Source organism: Acetobacter sp. DsW_063 (assembly GCF_002153745.1).
Lineage (GTDB): Bacteria > Pseudomonadota > Alphaproteobacteria > Acetobacterales > Acetobacteraceae > Acetobacter.
The window spans coordinates 1-17212 of sequence record NZ_JOPL01000065.1; the positions used below are offsets into that span (position 1 = coordinate 1).

General features: G+C 57.7%; 18 protein-coding genes. 9 read left to right on the forward strand and 9 right to left on the reverse strand.

The annotated features are described in order from the left end of the window. Positions 1-44: 44 nt before the first annotated feature. From HK28_RS09450 to HK28_RS09475, 6 genes are all read right to left on the reverse strand, one after another. Positions 45-1130: a flagellar biosynthesis protein FlhB gene (locus tag HK28_RS09450; protein WP_086644340.1), complete on the reverse strand. Its 1086-nt coding sequence runs from the start codon at positions 1128-1130 to the stop codon at positions 45-47. 63 nt (positions 1131-1193) lie between these two features. Then, the gene (locus HK28_RS09455; protein WP_086644341.1) at positions 1194-1991 is read right to left on the reverse strand and encodes a flagellar biosynthetic protein FliR; all 798 of its coding nucleotides are present in this window, start codon (positions 1989-1991) and stop codon (positions 1194-1196) included. After that, on the reverse strand, positions 1988-2260 hold the full coding sequence (locus HK28_RS09460; protein WP_026397168.1) for a flagellar biosynthetic protein FliQ: 273 nt from the start codon (positions 2258-2260) through the stop codon (positions 1988-1990). The genes HK28_RS09455 and HK28_RS09460 overlap by 4 nt, the downstream gene beginning before the upstream one ends. Before the next feature lie 36 nt (positions 2261-2296). Next, positions 2297-2632 (reverse strand): flagellar hook-basal body complex protein FliE, encoded by a 336-nt coding sequence (locus tag HK28_RS09465; protein ID WP_086644342.1) that lies wholly within the window; start codon positions 2630-2632, stop codon positions 2297-2299. Continuing rightward, positions 2629-3036 carry a flagellar basal body rod protein FlgC gene (flgC, locus tag HK28_RS09470; protein ID WP_086644343.1) on the reverse strand — a complete coding sequence of 136 codons (408 nt, stop codon included), beginning with the start codon at positions 3034-3036 and terminating at the stop codon, positions 2629-2631. Before flgC ends, HK28_RS09465 begins: the two co-directional genes overlap by 4 nt. An 11-nt stretch (positions 3037-3047) precedes the next feature. Beyond that, entirely contained in the window at positions 3048-3443 is a 396-nt protein-coding gene (locus HK28_RS09475) for a flagellar basal body protein (RefSeq protein ID WP_086644344.1), read from the reverse strand. A 189-nt stretch (positions 3444-3632) separates the two neighbouring features. On the opposite strand from HK28_RS09475, the gene HK28_RS09480 reads away from it, so the two are divergent. Further along, on the forward strand, positions 3633-3902 hold the full coding sequence (locus HK28_RS09480) for a hypothetical protein (protein WP_233140462.1): 270 nt from the start codon (positions 3633-3635) through the stop codon (positions 3900-3902). Positions 3903-3970: 68 nt separating this feature from the next. Then, positions 3971-4693, forward strand: a complete 723-nt coding sequence (gene fliP, locus HK28_RS09485) for a flagellar type III secretion system pore protein FliP (RefSeq protein ID WP_233140465.1) — start codon at positions 3971-3973, stop codon at positions 4691-4693. A 61-nt stretch (positions 4694-4754) separates the two neighbouring features. Here fliP and HK28_RS09490 read toward each other — a convergent pair whose 3' ends face one another. After that, positions 4755-6242, reverse strand: a complete 1488-nt coding sequence (locus HK28_RS09490) for a gamma-glutamyltransferase (protein ID WP_233140463.1) — start codon at positions 6240-6242, stop codon at positions 4755-4757. Positions 6243-7137: 895 nt separating this feature from the next. Between HK28_RS09490 and HK28_RS09495 the strand changes: the two genes are divergently transcribed. Beyond that, entirely contained in the window at positions 7138-8787 is a 1650-nt protein-coding gene (locus HK28_RS09495) for an alginate export family protein (protein WP_086644348.1), read from the forward strand. A 553-nt stretch (positions 8788-9340) separates the two neighbouring features. On the opposite strand, the gene HK28_RS09500 is transcribed toward HK28_RS09495, so the two are convergent. After that, complete coding sequence (locus HK28_RS09500) at positions 9341-9979, reverse strand: hypothetical protein (RefSeq protein ID WP_143217385.1); 639 nt, start codon at positions 9977-9979, stop codon at positions 9341-9343. Between the two features lie 373 nt (positions 9980-10352). Here HK28_RS09500 and ispH point away from each other — a divergent pair, with 373 nt between their 5' ends. The 3 genes from ispH to rnhA are packed head-to-tail and all read left to right on the forward strand — an operon-like array spanning position 10353 to position 12874. After that, a complete protein-coding gene (ispH, locus tag HK28_RS09505; RefSeq protein WP_086644355.1) occupies positions 10353-11363 on the forward strand; it encodes a 4-hydroxy-3-methylbut-2-enyl diphosphate reductase in 1011 nt (336 codons plus the stop codon). Positions 11364-11376: 13 nt separating this feature from the next. Further along, positions 11377-12369, forward strand: coding sequence for a homoserine kinase (locus HK28_RS09510; RefSeq protein ID WP_086644350.1), 993 nt, complete (start codon positions 11377-11379; stop codon positions 12367-12369). A 34-nt stretch (positions 12370-12403) separates the two neighbouring features. Then, entirely contained in the window at positions 12404-12874 is a 471-nt protein-coding gene (rnhA, locus tag HK28_RS09515) for a ribonuclease HI (protein WP_233140466.1), read from the forward strand. Between the two features lie 245 nt (positions 12875-13119). Here the strand turns inward: rnhA and HK28_RS09520 are convergent, their stop codons facing one another. Next, complete coding sequence (locus HK28_RS09520) at positions 13120-13341, reverse strand: hypothetical protein (RefSeq protein WP_086644352.1); 222 nt, start codon at positions 13339-13341, stop codon at positions 13120-13122. Positions 13342-13428: 87 nt separating this feature from the next. On the opposite strand from HK28_RS09520, the gene HK28_RS09525 reads away from it, so the two are divergent. The 3 genes from HK28_RS09525 to HK28_RS09535 are packed head-to-tail and all read left to right on the forward strand — an operon-like array spanning position 13429 to position 17053. Beyond that, positions 13429-14178, forward strand: a complete 750-nt coding sequence (locus tag HK28_RS09525) for an N-acyl amino acid synthase FeeM domain-containing protein (protein ID WP_233140464.1) — start codon at positions 13429-13431, stop codon at positions 14176-14178. Beyond that, positions 14175-14747 (forward strand): isoprenylcysteine carboxylmethyltransferase family protein, encoded by a 573-nt coding sequence (locus HK28_RS09530; RefSeq protein WP_086644353.1) that lies wholly within the window; start codon positions 14175-14177, stop codon positions 14745-14747. Before HK28_RS09525 ends, HK28_RS09530 begins: the two co-directional genes overlap by 4 nt. Further along, complete coding sequence (locus HK28_RS09535) at positions 14744-17053, forward strand: bifunctional diguanylate cyclase/phosphodiesterase (protein ID WP_086644354.1); 2310 nt, start codon at positions 14744-14746, stop codon at positions 17051-17053. The genes HK28_RS09530 and HK28_RS09535 overlap by 4 nt, the downstream gene beginning before the upstream one ends. Positions 17054-17212 lie beyond the last annotated feature (159 nt).

A 17212-nucleotide genomic window follows, 5' to 3' on the forward strand; every position in this document is an offset into this window, starting at 1 on the left:
AAAAAGCTGGGCACTTCGCTCCGTCATTCAAGGCATAACAGGCCCTAGTGCACAGGGGGGAGGGCATTCGATGCAGGTTTTTTAAGCTTCCAGACATATGCGATGATCGCAGCTACAGCCTGAAAATACTCGTAGGGGATTTCAGCGTCTTCCGGCAGTGTATACAGACTTCGCGCAAGCGGAGGGTTGGACACGACTGGCACTCGCGCCTCGTAAGCGAATTCACGTATGCGCGCAGCCAGTTCGTCGGCGCCCTTTGCAACCACGCGCGGCGCTGCATTGACGCCAGAATCGTAAGCTAATGCGACGGCGTAATGGGTCGGATTTGTGACGACCACAGTCGCGGTCTTAACGGCCTCTCGAATTCGTTTTCGTGACCGGCTCATGCGTATCTGCCTGAGCCGCCCCTTCACATGCGGATCGCCCTCGGATTGCCGCATCTCGTCACGTATATCATGCCTGCTCATACGCAGGTCCTGCATGCGCCGATAACGGGTCCATCCTTCATCCAAAACGACGATGATCGCCTGGACCGCCAGGATCGTCGCTACAGATCTGATAAAAAAACCGTAGAGTTGCCGGGTAAATAATTCCACCGTCCATCCTGGTGACACCATGGCGGCAGATAAAGTGTCACGAATAACGCCGAACAAGAGAAAAGAAAATATACCAATTTTTACAAGAGATTTTATCACCTCGACGGCATTGTTGACGCTGAATATACGTTTTATTCCCGATAGCGGGTTTAAGCGACCGATGTCGGGGATCAAGGCCTCCATCCGGAGCAGAAACCCGGACTGCAGAAGCGCCGTAGCGACGCCGCCCAAAGAAGCCGCTGCCACAATGGGCGCTCCCACCACCAGCATCATGCGAACACCCAACCAGGATAGTTTCGCAACGCTCTCGGGGTCGAGATCTATTTGCGAGCTATTGGCCATCAGCCCACGCATCCTGATGACAAAATCTCGAGAGCCTTCAGGGAGCGCCATGGTCAGCGCCAACGTCGCAAAACCCAGGCTGGACAGAAGATGCAATTCCCGCGACTGCGCGATGTTACCCTCATCACGGGCGCGCACCAATCTTTGAGCGGTCGGAGCTTCGGTATTCGAGCCTGAATCATCCTCAGCCATAATCAGAAATCGTCGATCTGTTCCTAAGCATTTTCCATGTCTTGTGATACGGGTTTATGATCATCAAAATATGCCTATCCCAGGAAGACCATTCAGGGACGCCGCGAATGCAGTTGTCCACGCCTCCAGCATGCCGCGCATGAACAACGCCAGCAGCAAAATTCCACCGAGCATCTGGGCAGGCATCGCAAGATAGTAAATTTGCAATGATGGAGAAAAACGATTCAATAACCCCAGCATGGCTGGCCATAACGTACCAATCAAAACGAAAGGCATGGCAAGCTGGAAGGCCAGAAGAAACGAGTGAGACGTTGTTTCAGAAACGCTTCTCGCAGCATCACCCGGAAACGGAAAATGTCCCGGCGGGAACACATTGTAGCTTCCTGCCAACGCCCGCAGGGGCACCACATAGAGATTTGACGAAAAAAGTGCTATAGGGATTAGGATCGAAGCCAAACGACTTGGTGGCGTCTCCTGTGAACCAAGAGCCGGATCAGGCTGAAGGACGTTCGACAGACCTGTAAACGTTGAAAGTATTTGCGCCGCAATTGGAAACGAAAGCGCCATCAACTGAGCCAGCCAGCCAACCAGCGCCCCGTTCAACAATTCGCCGCCGATAAGCAAGATCATTCGCCCCGGGTCGAGGATATCGATCGCGTTGGTTCCAGAAAAATATTTCGCCAAAAGTGGAAACATCAGAAACGATATGACCATCGCCAGAGCAGCTCTCACTGAATTCGGCGTCTCTGTTTCCAACCCAGGCATAGTAACGACCATCGCTCCGACTCTGGAGAGTATCGCGGCGAAGACCACTACCTGTGCTGGGAATTCCGCGATCAAAGTCGTAAGGTCGTCACTCAAGATCCGCCTGCGACGATAACCTGATCAAAGATATGCCGCGTATATGTTATCAGCGTCTCATACATAAAAGACCCAGAAAACAACAACGCCGCCATAGATGCTAGAAATTTTGGCAAAAATGCAAGCGTGGACTCATTGATCTGCGTAACCGCCTGCAAAATGGATATACATAGGCCAGCAGCCAATGACGCCAGAAGAGTGGGCGCTCCGACCTTCACCGCCACAAATAGGGTTTCACGTAAAATATTAGCAATATCTATCGTATTCATTGAACTTCTTTTCGAATATAAAAAGCGAATTAAATACTATATCGTCATGCGCATGATTTCCTGATATGACTGGATAACGCGATCACGCACTACCGACGCGGTCTGCAGAACCATCTGCGCTTCGGATACGGACGTCACGATATCGGTCAAGTTACCTTGGCCTTTCAGTCCTGAAGACGCTTTTTTCTCTGCGGCCTTACTGGAACTGAAAAAATCTTCGACCGCACTTTCCAACGCGGCGCCGAATCCCGAGACGCTCTCACCCTCTCCGGAAAACGTCGCGTCAGAATCGCCCAAAGCAGCGGCACTCGCCTGAGTGCGCGCGTACGCGGCCGCAGCCAGGGAGTTGGCCGAGTTCGGTTCAATTATCATTTAAGCAGATCAATCGCGCGTGTCATCATTGAGCGCGTCGCCTGCAATGTATTCAGGTTAGCCTCGTACGAACGTTGCGCTTCATGCGCATCCATCACCTCCACCATCGTGTTGACGTTCGGCTTCTTCACGTAGCCACGCGCGTCCGCTGCGGGATGAGATGGATTATATTCGGTTTCGAAATCAGACATGTCCTGACCGATCCTCTGCACCTTGACTGTCGAGACTCCGCTTTGTCGATCAACTTCATTCTGAAAAGTGATGGTCTTGCGTCGGTATGGATCTGCTCCCGGCGTAGAGCCGGTAGTATCCTGATTGGCTAGGTTCTCCGCCACGACACGGAGACGCTGCGATTGTGCGTCCATTCCCGCAGCGGATATATTCAGCGTTGACGTCATATCCATTTTTTAGACCGTCATTTTCCCAAAACAGCGCCAAGCATCGTCTTGTATGCCGTGTAAACATTGGCCGCGAGGCGTTGCTGATCTCCGGTGTCAGCCACCATCTCCATCTGCGTTTCAAGGGAAACGCGGTTTCCATCAGGCGATTGCTCGTCAATACCTGTGACTTTCTGCATTCTTCCGCGCACCCCAACAGGGATGTGTTTTGGGGATGTCGTTTCAAGCGGGATATCGAACTGTCCCATCATCCCGTCAAATGGTGCGACGTCCTGTGGCGCGTATCCCGGCGTATTCGCGTTGGCGACATTGCCTGCGAGAACTTGCTGGCGTGCCTCCAGCCATTGCATGCGGCGCTGAGCGAGGCCAAAAATATCGACCCCGCCAGCAACTGATCGAGAAGCCTCCAGCACCTACGTTCTCCAGTTCACTTAACGCTTCATCCCAAGTGTCGATCATGAGCATCAAAAGCTGAAAATACGTTAATTGACATTATATTCTGGATTTTTTGTTTATATTTTCGAATTGGATCTTTCGCTAAATACTTCGTTAGCTTTTGCAGTCCACATGACGTCCATACGCATCAGCCACGGAACATGCGAATGGGATTTCACGACGCCGTCTCCGCCCTGCTTGCGCTCGTCGCGGTCGTCGCGATGATCCTGCTCAGCCGCCACGGATGGAAATTTGCCGACCGCCTACGACCAAACGGGAAAACGGTTGCAGGCGTCGTCGTGGCAGGATCTCTCGCCATCGATCCGAAGCGACGCCTGAATGTCCTGACATGCGACGGCAAGAGACTCCTTATCCTCACCGGGGGGCCAAATGACCTCGTAGTCGGATGGGCTCCGAACGAGGAGGCGGAATCGTGAAAACGCGGGCGACGCAAGGAACAGCCAACGCCATAAGTCGTTTGCTCCGTTGTGCCGCAGGATATGCGATCGTCGTCGGTGTTGCGCTTTGTTTACAGCCTCACGCTGCACAGGCTCAGTCGATCAATCTGGACCTCGGACAAGGTGGCGGCCCAGGCACTACGGGGCGATTGATTCAACTTTCAGCGTTGATTACGGTTCTCTCGCTGGCTCCCAGCCTTATGGTGATGGTCACCGCGTTTACGCGGATCGTCATCGTCCTGTCGCTTCTGCGCAGCGCCCTTGGCGCGCAGGGAACGCCGCCCAACACCGTGTTGATCGGCCTCGCCCTGTTCCTGACCTTCTTCGTCATGCAGCCGACGCTGGATCTGGCCTGGATGAACGGCGTAGCGCCCATGATGGACGGTCGTCTGGCAGAAATGGACGGGATCCGCGCGACAGCGGAACCCTTTCGAAAATTCATGCTCGCGAATGCGCGTCCTGCGGACTTGTCCACATTTTTCCACCTCGCCAACCTGCACCCGCCAGCGACGGCAGCCGATACGCCCTGGCGCGTACTTATCCCGTCTTTCATGATCGGCGAGCTACGTCGCGGCTTCGAAATGGGGTTTCTGCTTTATCTTCCGTTTCTGGTGATCGACCTCGTCGTCGCCACCGTCTTGATGAGCCTCGGCATGATGATGCTGCCGCCTGCCACCATATCATTGCCGTTCAAGCTCATCTTTTTCGTGATGGTGGACGGATGGCAATTGGTTGCCGGAAGCCTTGTCCGCAGTTTCGGCGGCGGATAAGGGCGTCCTTCATATTGTTATCGAAGGGCGGAATAGCCCCCCTCTACCCGACGGCCCCGCCTCAGGAACCGTCGCTCGCAGACACGTAGCCGCCGCCACGAGGGTCGGTCCAACCGCGACAGCGCTCACCCTCGCCGGGCAGGCCGCCAGGACAGGAGATGGCATTGGCGCGCCCCGCTTCGGTCGTCGGCGACATCGCCTTGACGTTGCCGCCCAGAGCACCGGTCAGAGCAGCGGCCGCAGCGTCCGCGGCGTCGGCCTGGCCTGAGGCGGCCGAGGCGGCAAGGAATACGTCCGCCCGGCGATGAGCGATCGCAGCGGCAAGCAGCGGACCGGGTTTATGCGCAGCCGACGCGCCAAGAACGATACCCGTCGAACCCGCCATACGTCCTGTGCCGAACAGGTTGTTCATCGTGAGCGCGCATGCGACTGACTCGCCGTCACGATCGACCACCGCGAAGGACGTCGACGCTGGCAGGCTGGGCAACGTCCCGCCGCTGGCAGGAGCATGTCCGGAACTCAGCAACGCCTCGGCGCGCGCGGACTGCGTACTAACAGAACTGCCAGCTTCGCTGGCGCGCCATGCGGCCACAGCCTGCCGCCCTCTGCTGGAGCTTCCCTGCCCGTTTGCCAGTCCAAGCCATGCGACCGCAGCGCCATAACCGCCGTCCGCAGGCGGAGGAAGAAACGATACGCTGACATTGCCTGACGTCACGGTAAGCGGCGCGACCGAGACAGGCAGCGCGCTGCGCAGACCGGCCATCGTCAGGCCGCCGCCCGCCGCATTGCTTGCCGCAACGAGCGTTTGCCCAAGGGCGCCCGTGTAGAGATCGCCCACACCGCCACTGCGAATCCGCTCAAGAGATCCGGCGAGGCGCGGTTGCCGGAGAATATCGCCCGCCTTAAGGACCGAACCGTCGGCGCGCCCAAAGATGGCTCGCGCGCCGTCATCCGCCAGAAGCGGCGCCTGCACGACAGACAGATCCGCAGCGAGTTGCCCGCTGACCTCGAAACCGGCGCGGGCCAGACTGATCGCCGGGCGCGTAAGATCGGCGAAATCGACGCTCCCATACCGAATCTGCATCAAATACAGACCACGGGCCAGCATCGGCGCTGACGCAGGACGATCGGCACGAGACGCCGACGTCTGCTGTGCGTCCTGCGGCGCATCGCCCGTGGGGAGGAAGAGGAACGCCCTGCCACCATCCCGATCGCCGGGCTTCCAGGCCAGACAGGCCCCACCTCCGCCCAAAGAGGCCCGCGAAGGAAGCGTAACAGACAAGGCAAGACCTAAAGCCGCCGCTGCGTCAGCTGCGTTCCCGCCCCTCAACAACACGTCGTGGGCGGCGAGCGCCGCGATCGGTTCATCGGCAACGATCGTACCGACATAGCCGGTACGTGCAGCCTGCCCCAACCCCAGCAGCGACAGAGGAGACTTTTTCACGCCACCTGAGCCGCCGCATGCGGAGAGCACACTCGCTGCGGTCAGGAAAAGTCCTGCCTTGCGGATCGCCGCCCGCGCCGCGATCCCGGATATACGGGGACGCAAGGCAGAGGTTGCCCCCCGCGCTCGCTCGGCAGACCGGGGTCTCGTGGGAGGCTCACGCACGCAGAGAATACTCCATACACTTGCGTCGGCGCCGACGACCGGCTCCGCTGATATAGCCGATCGTATTCGACGCGAGATGCGCCGCCACCTCGATCCGGCTTTGATCTCCCTTCCGATTAGCTTTCTTCCAGCCATGCGGCAACGGGCGCACCGCAGAGAGCCGGGGCGGCGTATGGGTGTCGTGTTACAGGCGATGACCAAAACGAAGGGGTGACGAACCCTGCCCTTGCATGAACCCATGCCGGATAACCGCTTCTCGCTACCGGTTTCGCGCGGCTACGCGCCTTTCATGCCAATGAGCCCCGCTTATGCCGGGCAGGCGCGTGTAGACATATTTTGATAGAATCCGGGTGTGCGAGGCAATCTCGGACGTCGCGAAAAATACCCACCGACACTCTAAGCCGCCCGCACCGCGCACGCAGCGCGACTAACTCACACCACAATCAATACGAGCCTCGTCACTACGCGAACAGAATTGGCCCGACGGCGGCGTCCGTAACTGTTTTGCTCTTATCGTCTCGAAATTCACCATTTATTATAGTAAATAATTTATCTCATTATCTAAAGCATGAATCCAAGAAATTTTCATTTACTTTCAAATATATATAAAAAACTCCCCGTTTGTGTTTGGAAAATTCTCAACCCGTTCAATCTCGCCATAAACCGAAACATTACGCGACGCGTCGATAAAATATTATTTTCACCACTATATTGCGTTATTAATTACACAATGCAAAATGTCATTAACAAGCGTCGCATATTGCATATATAACGGTGAGCAGTAGTGAATAATATCCTCCCCCGCCTCTCGGCCTTCACCGTCGCCACAATCGCAATGTCCTGCGGCGCCGCGGTCGCCCAAACCGCCTCACATGCGGCGACCACACACCGGTCGCCTGGCAAGGTCGTTCAATCGCCCTCCACACAAGCGACCGCTATCCCCGCCAGCATCCCGACAACAACGTCAGTCGTGGCGCCGCGCACCGTACGACGCACGCCGATAGGGCGGATACCTTATGCCGGCTTTCCCGGGCAGCCGCTGACGACAATCACGACCTCATACGGCAACAACCTCGTGTTCAATCGCGGCACAGGGGAAGCCTCTGGCTTCGGTCCTTCCGGCATGACGCCCTGGGGACAGGACTGGACCGGCATCAGACCCCATCATGTCCGCAAGGGCGATCCTTTCGATTGGCTGAAATACGTCCCACTCAACGAGAGCGGCTCCATCTGGCTTTCATTCTCGGGCGAGACGCGACTGCGCAACTGGTTCGAAACAAGACCAATGCTTGGAACAAAAACCCCAAATGACTCAGGTCGTTTTGGCGTGCGCAATCTCTATGGCGTAGACCTGCATCTGGGCTCCCATCTGCGCTTCTTTGGCCAATTGGTTAACGGAGACGCTGCGGGATGGGCTGCTTACGGCTACGGGACGACCTATCGCAAGCGTCTCGACGTGCAGCAGGCGTTCGTAGAGCTCAGCGGAAAGTTTCTCGGCGCACGCGCAGGTTTCCTTTTCGGTCGCCAGCAGTTTTTGGACGCCCCCACATATCTGCTTTACAATCGTGAAACGCCCAACGTCCCGCTATCGTGGAACGGTTTTCGCGCCTATTCCATCTGGTCTCGTTTTCGCATCGACGCCTACGATTTCGTGCAGACCGACGACTCCCAGACCGGAATGTTCCAGGACACGGAAAACTACAAAAATCGCCTTTACGGAGTCGACATGACCTGGGCGCCGCCGGATTTTCGCTTTCTCGGCGGCGACGGCTATTCGTTTCTGGATCTCTATTACATAGGTTACAAACTCGCAGGATCTGGCGCGGCCATAGCCACGGCGACGAGCTCGTCATCGGGCTCCACCACACGCAACAATTTCGGCGGACGTTACTACGGCGTCGCGGGGCCTATCGAATTCTCGATTGGCGGCACATGGCAGGGCGGAGTTTTCCAATACGCCAGTTCCAACAAGCCTCGGTCAGTGAACGCTTTCGCCGTGAATACACTGATCGGCTATCGACTCAAGTTGGCGACCAGCCCCTTTCTGGGCCTGCAGACGGATCTTTACTCAGGTGGAGACGACGCTAGAAAAACCGGGAATGTCGGCACATTTATCGTACCCTTTAACCCCCAGACGAACTACCTCGACACCACAACCTATCTCTCGGGATCGAACCTTGTCAGCCTTGCCCCATTGGTACGTTTCTCACCATTCAAGCAGGTTTCTGTGCAGGTCAAATACCCTCTGCTGTGGCGGGAAAGCACCAACGACGCCGTATATATGAGCTCAGGACGCTACACCTTCGCACATCAGTTGCATGGCGGCTTCATCGGCATGGCGCCGCAGGCGTCGCTGACATGGCAAATCCTTCCACATGTTACGTGGCAGCAGTATGTTTCTCGCTTCATGGTTTCTTCCGGCATGGCGCGCGCGGGAGCTTCCAGCGGCACTTATTATCAGTCGAACTTCATTTTCCGGTTTTGACGGCCTATCGGCTCACTCGGGCCTCACGGTAAATGTGCGCCCGCGGCACGGGTGCACATCCGTGCCCGTGCAGATGATTTCGGTCGGTCAGGCGACATGCGCCTTCAAGAGTTGACGCTACGCAATCAGAACGAGTTCGCGTCCGTGCATGGTGATGTTACCGAACGAAAACCGTATCTTCTTCCATCCCCGCGACAATCGAACGCGAAACACAAACACTCAGATATGGCTCAAACCTGCTGCACGACCGGACCATGTGCGCAGTTCCGCGGCTCATTGCTATCTTAACAACGCTCCGAAAATTCGCTTCGCCGTTCCTCATCGATTGCGGCACGCCCGATGGAACGACAAGCAGAGCAACGCATGTTGCGTGGCAATTCCGCTCCGGTTGCACGAGGCGCTGCATTCGGAGCTGAACGTAAAAGCAATGGTGTTTGAACGTCCAAGAGATCGGCCCGCCGCAAGCTGGCTAATAAGCTCGCTAGAGGAATACGCATGCGCAGGGCGTGGTTACACTATTTTGCAATCGCCCCAGTGCTTCCACCCGGCAACGTCACTTGAAGGCTGCGGTGACGCCATGGTCGCGATTATAGGCCAGTTCCGCTGGCGTAAGCTGAAATCCCAACTCGAATCGATAATCGTTGTCGCCGTTCGTCGGCTTCACCGGCAGGTCAACCGTGGTCAAAGACGTATCGAATTCAACGGTTGAGGCGTTCGCGGGGAATGTTACCGGCTGGATGAAGACATGCTTGCCGACGATCTTGTCATTGTGAACCACAGCTACGAACCACGGCAACGTCAGGTCGCCTGTCCACGGCGCAGGGCCGCGACGCGCAACGATATGCAGACCCACCCTCGTCTTCAGCATTTTTGGGCCGCCCGCGATGCAGTCGCCGCCCAGGCGCGTGATGCTCGCCCGCATGATCAGGTGCGCAAAATCTGTCTTGCCGCCAGCGTAGGCGTAATAATCCCCTACTTCAGCCGGAATGTGCGGCGTCGGACATGTCGGAGCGAAACGCATGTCCGCGTCGTCCGAGCCGCAGGCGGCGATGCCGAAGCACGACGCCAACGCCAGCGTGGCAGGCAGCCCCCTGCGTCGAACGTATGAGCCTGCACGGCGGGCGGCGAAGAAAAATTCAGTGGTTTCCGTGTAGCGAGACATAACCGAAATCCGAGTGGCTGGAGCTGTCATGAAAGGGTCCGGACTGACGGGCGTTCGACGCGCTGGCGACTGATCCAATGCAACGGGCGACCTCTGAAGAAACATGCATAACGTTCGGAAGAGCATACGGGCTTCGCCATGCGCTTCACAGATGGCGACTATTCAACAGATGTCACGACATGAAAACCCGTCCATCTTGTCAGCGCGCTTTCATGGCGAAAAACCCCTGTCGACGCCATCCTGACGAGGCGTCGCTCACCGCCCGCAGACATGTCCGGCGCCCGTTACCGCTTGCACAAGAGGCGCGTATTGCCGTAGGGCGAGGACAAACCCATCTTGCAGTGTGGCCCCGACCGTTTCTCGGCGGCCGTTCGTCCTGTCCGCCGACCGCCTGGGGAAGACAATGCCCGATCAGCTCACCGTCTCTGACACCCTTGCCGACGACGACCGCGCCACGGCTGGCGCGGCGCGCGATCTACGGGTCATTCTGGCGGGCCCGCGCGGCTTTTGCGCCGGTGTGGACCGGGCCATCCGCGTGGTTGAGGAAGCAATCCGCGCCTACGGCGCGCCGGTCTATGTCCGCCACGAGATCGTGCATAACCGCACGGTCGTCGAAGAGCTGGAAGCCAAAGGCGCCATCTTCGTCGAAGAACTGGACGAGGTTCCGGCCGACGGTCACGTTGTCTTCTCGGCGCATGGCGTCCCCAAGACCGTCCCGGCAGAGGCTGCGCGACGCAACCTGCTGTATCTGGACGCGACGTGCCCACTCGTCTCCAAGGTTCATCGTGAGGCCGAACGTCACTACGCTGACGGCGGTCCCGAGTCGCGCCACATCTTGATGATCGGGCACGCCGGCCACCCCGAAGTGATCGGCACCATGGGCCAGTTGCCGCCCGGCGCCGTCACACTGATCAATGATGCGGAGGAAGCCCGCACTGTGCAGCCCGCCGACCCGGCGCGCCTCGCCTTCATCACGCAAACGACGCTGTCGGTCGACGACACCGCCGAGATCGTGGACATTCTTCGCTCACGCTTCCCCCTGATCGAAGGCCCGAAGCGCGAGGACATCTGCTACGCGACGACCAACCGGCAGGAAGCAGTCAAAGCGATCGCTCCTGACTGCGATCTGGTGATCGTCATCGGTTCTCCGAACTCCTCCAACTCCCAGCGTCTGCGTGAAGTCGCGGAGCGTTCCGGCACGAAGCGCGCGCTGCTAGTGCCCAAGCTCGCTGCGCTGGACTGGTCGGTTCTGGAAGGCGTACGGACACTGGGAATCACCGCCGGGGCGTCCGCCCCCGAGGCTCTCGTGCAAGAAATGGTCACGGCTCTGGCCAAAAGCTACACGTTGAAGATCGAGGAACGGACGGTGAAGGAAGAGAACGTCACTTTCCGTCTTCCCGCCCCGCTCGGCTGATCACCGGACTCGTATGGCGGTTTACACGGATGTCGGGGACGACGCTCTGGCGGCGTTCCTGACCGAATATGACATCGGCGGTCTGGTGGCCTTTCGCGGGATCGCGGAAGGCGTTGAGAACAGCAACTTCGTCTTGCGCACAGCGCATAATGAAGCTCAGCGCGACTTCATCCTGACGCTCTATGAAAAACGGGTCGATCCCGATGATCTGCCCTGGTTCTTGGGCCTGATGCAGCACCTTGCGGGGCAGGGACTGAATTGCCCGTTGCCCGTAGCAGGGCGCGACGGCGAGGCGCTACGCCACTTGGCCGGACGTCCGGCCGCCATCACCACGTTTCTTTCCGGCGTGTGGCCTCGACAGGTGCACGCGCATCATTGCGCGCCTCTTGGCGCCGCTCTCGGCCGCCTTCATCTCGCTGGCAGCGGTTACGCGCCTGTCCGAGCCAACGGACTTGGGCCGGAAGCATGGCCGCCGTTACTGAGGGCTAGCGCGAAGAATGAGCGGGCCTCATCTGCCTTTCCTGGCCTGATCGACGAATTGCAAGCGGCTCTGGACCGTATTCTGCCTCATTGGCCCGGCGTGGCCGGACGGCCGGATTTGCCGCACGGACATATCCATGCCGATCTTTTTCCCGACAATGTCTTCTTCCTCGGGGATGAGCTTTCCGGCCTGATCGACTTCTATTTCGCATGCACGGATCTGCTGGCGTATGATGTCGCAATCTGTCTCAACGCATGGTGTTTCAACGATCAGGGCGATTTCAACGTGACTTACGCTCGTCGCCTGCTGGAAGGCTACGAAAGTGTACGACCACTGTCAGCGGCGGAGCGCGAAGCGCTCCCCGTGCTGGCAGCCGGAGCCGCGATGCGCTTCAGCCTCACTCGCCTGTACGACTGGCTCAACACGCCCGCCGGGGCCTTGGTGACGCGCAAGGACCCGATGGCTTATGTCAGACGGCTCCGCTTCCACCTCGCCACCCCGACGATCGGAGTCTATGGTGTCTGAAAGCACAGATCTCGAGGGCGGTGGCGCCTCAGCGCTGTCGACTGAAGACGCCGCCTCCGTGGTCGAGGTGTGGACGGACGGCGGCTGCAAACCGAATCCCGGCCCCGGCGGATGGGCCGTGTTGCTACGCTTCAAGGGGCGGGAGCGCGAGTTGTCGGGCGGCGAGGCTGAGACAACGAACAACCGCATGGAGCTGACGGCTGCATGTGAGGCTCTTGAAGCGTTGACCCGCCCTTGCGTCGTCAACCTTCACACCGACAGCGAATACGTCAAAAACGGCATCACGCGCTGGCATACAGGCTGGGTCCGACGGAATTGGCGGAATGCCGCGGGGGATCCTGTCAAGAACATGGATCTGTGGCGCAGGCTTCTCGACGCCGACAAAAAGCATCAAGTGACCTGGAAATGGGTGCGCGGTCATTCAGGCGTCGCCGAGAACGAGCGGGTCGATCAGATTGCCACGGCGGCTCGACAGGCGATTGAGGACAGCAAACGCGGAACGTGAACTGTCCATCTCTATCATTTTATCTTCAAAATGCAGTTATTTATTCGATATTTATATTAATAATAGTGTCTGTATCGGCGTCATTTGCAATGTCTGCGTTCCAGCGATGCTCTGTCTGACCTCGGAAAATATAGGAGCCGATCGCTACAGGCTGCCTTGTTTTGCTCGACGACAATATATGAGGGCGAATTACGCCAACTTCAGTTTTCAATTTTAATAGAAACCATAAATACAAAACACATCCATCAGGACACGGCGAGCGGACCGGCGTCGGAATACCGTGTCTCATCGGCTGGCTCCAGCCCAGAATCTGTCCGACCGTCGACCCAGCCACGACGATAAGATTCCGACGAATCGTATCCGGGCTTTGGTCCGCCGTAGAATCCGTCTAAATAACCGTTCAGAATCTCACCTTCGTTGAGAGATTTGAATTCATTAGCCGTTTTGACCAGATTCAGATCAACCATTCTTTCCAAACTTTCGTTTATCCGATGACCGCAGTCGGAGCCGAGGGAACAATGCTCGTGGGAAACCAAAGACAGGGACGACCGAATATGTCCCCAGTCCAAAACGCCCGTATTAATTCCGCGGATCACCCTCTGGCCCCATTTCTGGCTTCATCGCACACATCCAATTACGTCGCGCGCGTAGCGCTGGACCCGAAAACGCGTCAGGACGCCTTTCGGCTGCGTTACGAAAGCTATTTGTACTTCGGTTACATTTCCCCCAATGGCGACGAACTTTTCTTTGATGAATACGATTTCCTTCCGAACAGCCGCACAGTGGTCCTGTATCGATTTGGCGTGCCCGTTGGGTCAGTTAGAACCTGCCTGCTGACGACTAAAGGCGGACACCGCGGCGCCTCCCCGGCCTCTCATGCGTTCCCTAAAGAGGTGGAGCGTATTCTCGCCGGCAACAGGCCCAACGGCCATGGAGGATTTCGCGCAGTGGAGACCACCCGCCTTGTTCGCAGCCCGTCAGCGCTGAACAACACAGGGTTGATTTTCATGCTTTACCGCATGGCGGCCTATATCGGCATCGCCGCCGACGCGGAGATTTTGCTAGCCTGTGTGCGCGAGGAACACGTCTCGTTCTACCAGCGCCTCGGATATTCATCCAAAACGGGATTGCGCCCTTATCCCGGTCTGCACTGTCCAATGCTGCTGATGGCGTGCGACCGCGAACGCTACGACGTGACTCGCCTTACTTACCCAATTCTCGATCCATTTGCGGGCGCAACCGGTCCACTGGAGGGTTTTCTTTCCGGCGAGCCCGTGGCGCTTGCGCTCCTGGCCCCGCAATGACCATGGAGGCGACTCTTCTGGCGCTTACCTCTCTGGTGCCGTTCGCTTCTTTCGTGTGGGGCGTCGTCGCCCATTTTCGCAAAAGCGCCGCAACGCCTTGGGGCATGCAAGCGCTCTCTGTCTTCAATGCGTTGGGGTATGCAACATTTCTTCTCTGCCTTCGCCATGAAGACATTCTGACAGAAGGCGCGACATCCATTGCGATCGCGCTATTCGGGGCATCTTTCGCCCTCTTCTGGTGGACGGCCAGAACCACCCGCGCATTGCCTCCGCGCATCGCGCACTCGAAGGCTGACGCGGACACACTCTATCGCCACGGCCCTTACGCGTTCGCACGCCATCCGTTCTACCTTTCCTATATGATTTTCTGGGTCGCCTCCGCTGTCGGCGTCGGGGGCGTTCAATGGCTTGTATGCGGCGCATTTATCGGTTGGTACGCGCTGCTGGCGCGTTCGGAGGAGCGTCGTTTCTCGTCTTCTGCGCTGGCGGCCGGATATATGGAATACCGGCATCAGACGGCCATGTTTGTCCCCAAGCTGACTAAAGCGATGCTCGGACGAAAACTATGAAAGACAGGGCTGACGATATCCACCTCCGTTACCCCGGGAACCTCCCGAGAATCTGGCGCTTTTTTCGCCTGAGTCAGGCGGGAGAGAACCGTCGCGCTCTGCGTCACGAACAGGCCGTGATTCTCTCGGATATGGTCATTCTTTTCATCGGTCTCGGGATTGGAAGCTGCCTCCTCTTCACCTTCGGATTTCGCGAACAGTTCGATCGCTCAACCGCATTTTTATGCGGGTTGATCGTCACGCTCTACACAGCTCTGGGAGCGACTTCATGGCGTTGGAGGCGCGATCAGGAAGACTCGGCTTTCATCAACGCCGCTTTCTGGATTCTGATCATGCTGGCGTTCGCGTGGGGCGCCTATACAAACCTCATGGCCCTTCGCGCCCGTCCCGATCAACACGGGATCGTCATCGGTCTGATCATGGGCCTGCTTTCCAGCTCGATGCTGGGCGTCCCCATCGGAGCGGCTCTCGCGTTCTATATCCCCACGACGCTATTTTGCTCATGCGCGATCCTTATCGACCTGCAGCCGATGCAGGGTGTCGCGATCTTTTCCTTCCTCGGTTTCCTGGCGTTCGTCTTCGTCGGGCTTGTTTACATGAACAAGCTGCTTCTCGACCGTTCGCTAGGACGTCTGCATCTCGAGCGGCAACATGAAACGCTGCACATCTTCCTGCGTGAATATGAGGAAGTCTCCACAGACTGGACTTGGGAAACCGACGCCAGCGGTCGGCTTCGCAACGTCAGCGCAGGCATGTGGCTGCTACTTATCGACGAAAAAACCAAGGATCTTGAGGGACGCTCGTTCGCTGAACTTAACCTCGTCAACGCGCCCGGAGAGGAGCGGAGTCTGGGCTCGCTGCTCGCCGACCACACAGCATTCCGTGACCTCACCGTTTTGGCCCCAGACGAGGCTCGTCCACGGCGAATCAGTCTGACCGGCCATCCGTCTCATGACCGCGATGGCCTGTTCAATGGCTTTCGCGGCATAGGTTCCGACATCACGGAGAAGTGGGAAGCGCAGCAACGCATCCAATATTTAGCCACACATGACGATCTGACCGGCCTGCTGAACCGCCGCGCCTTTGTCGAAAGTGTGAACGAGATATGCCTCGCAGGCGAACCTTTCGCCCTGCTGTTAATCGATCTAGACGACTTCAAGCGCGTCAACGACGATTTGGGACACGCCATCGGCGACAGCCTGTTACGCATCATCAGCCAGCGGCTACGCGGGGCTCTCGGCCCGAATGATTTCGGTGGACGTCTTGGCGGAGACGAGTTCGCTGTGCTGCTCTCCGGCGCTACCGAAGCTACCGCCCTCAGCGTCAGCAACGAACTCAACATCCTGTTGCATGAGGCCTATCGTGTGAACGAGATGTCCCTGGAGCCCAGCGCAAGCATTGGCGTGACCCTGTTCCCGGAACATGGAGGCAGCCCGGATCTGCTGATTCGCCGCGCGGATCTGGCGCTCTATCAGGCAAAAGAGCGCAAAAATGTATGCGTCATGTTCAACGAGTGGATGGAGACGGAATATCTTGGCCGTATGCGCCTGAGCCTGGAACTGTCCACCGCGCTCGACAGCCATCAGATATTTCTCCAATACCAGCCGGTGCGGGACACGATCACCGGCGCAGTGGTCTCGGCCGAAGCGCTTGTACGCTGGCAGCATCCGACGCGCGGCGTTCTCTCCCCCGGACAATTCATCGCCATCGCCGAAACGAATGACCTGATCGAAGAACTCGGTGCGTTTGTACTCTACGCGGCCTGCCTTGAAGCTATGACATGGCGCGAGCCAATCCCTGTCGCGGTAAATCTGTCTCCCAGACAGTTGCACTCCGGGCGTTTCGTTCCGGTATTACGGGCCTGCATCAGGGATACAGGCATCCAGCCCGAGCGTTTAATTCTGGAAGTGACCGAAACGGTGTTCCTCGCCGCCAGCGCAGGAACCGTAAGTCAACTCGACGCCATCAGGCGGATGGGCGTCCGTATTGTGCTGGACGATTTCGGAACCGGTTATTCGTCACTGACATATCTGCGTGGCTTCGATGTCGACGGCATAAAGATCGACGCCAGCTTCATCAGGGACCTGCCTCAGTCCAGGAAGGTCGGAGCTATTGTCCGCACCATCGCCCGTCTCGCATCGGATATGAATGTGTATGTGGTCGCCGAGGGCGTGGAGTCGAACGAGCAACTGGAGTGGCTGCGTGACAATGATATCCCCTTCATTCAGGGGTTCATGCTTGGGCGGCCCGGATCAGCGGCGCAGATCGACGCCATGCTTTCCGAACCCGTAAAGCGACATGCTTGAAGGTTTTCCTGAAACCGAACGACACTCCCAAAGTCCGCAAATACCGTCAGGCTCAATCTGGGACCAGAGGTAAAGATCGCCGCTGATGAAAACATTTTTCCAAACGCCACTTTAGGCTCAGGACCTATTAATTTATTGAAGTGAGCGAGAGGTTGTGAT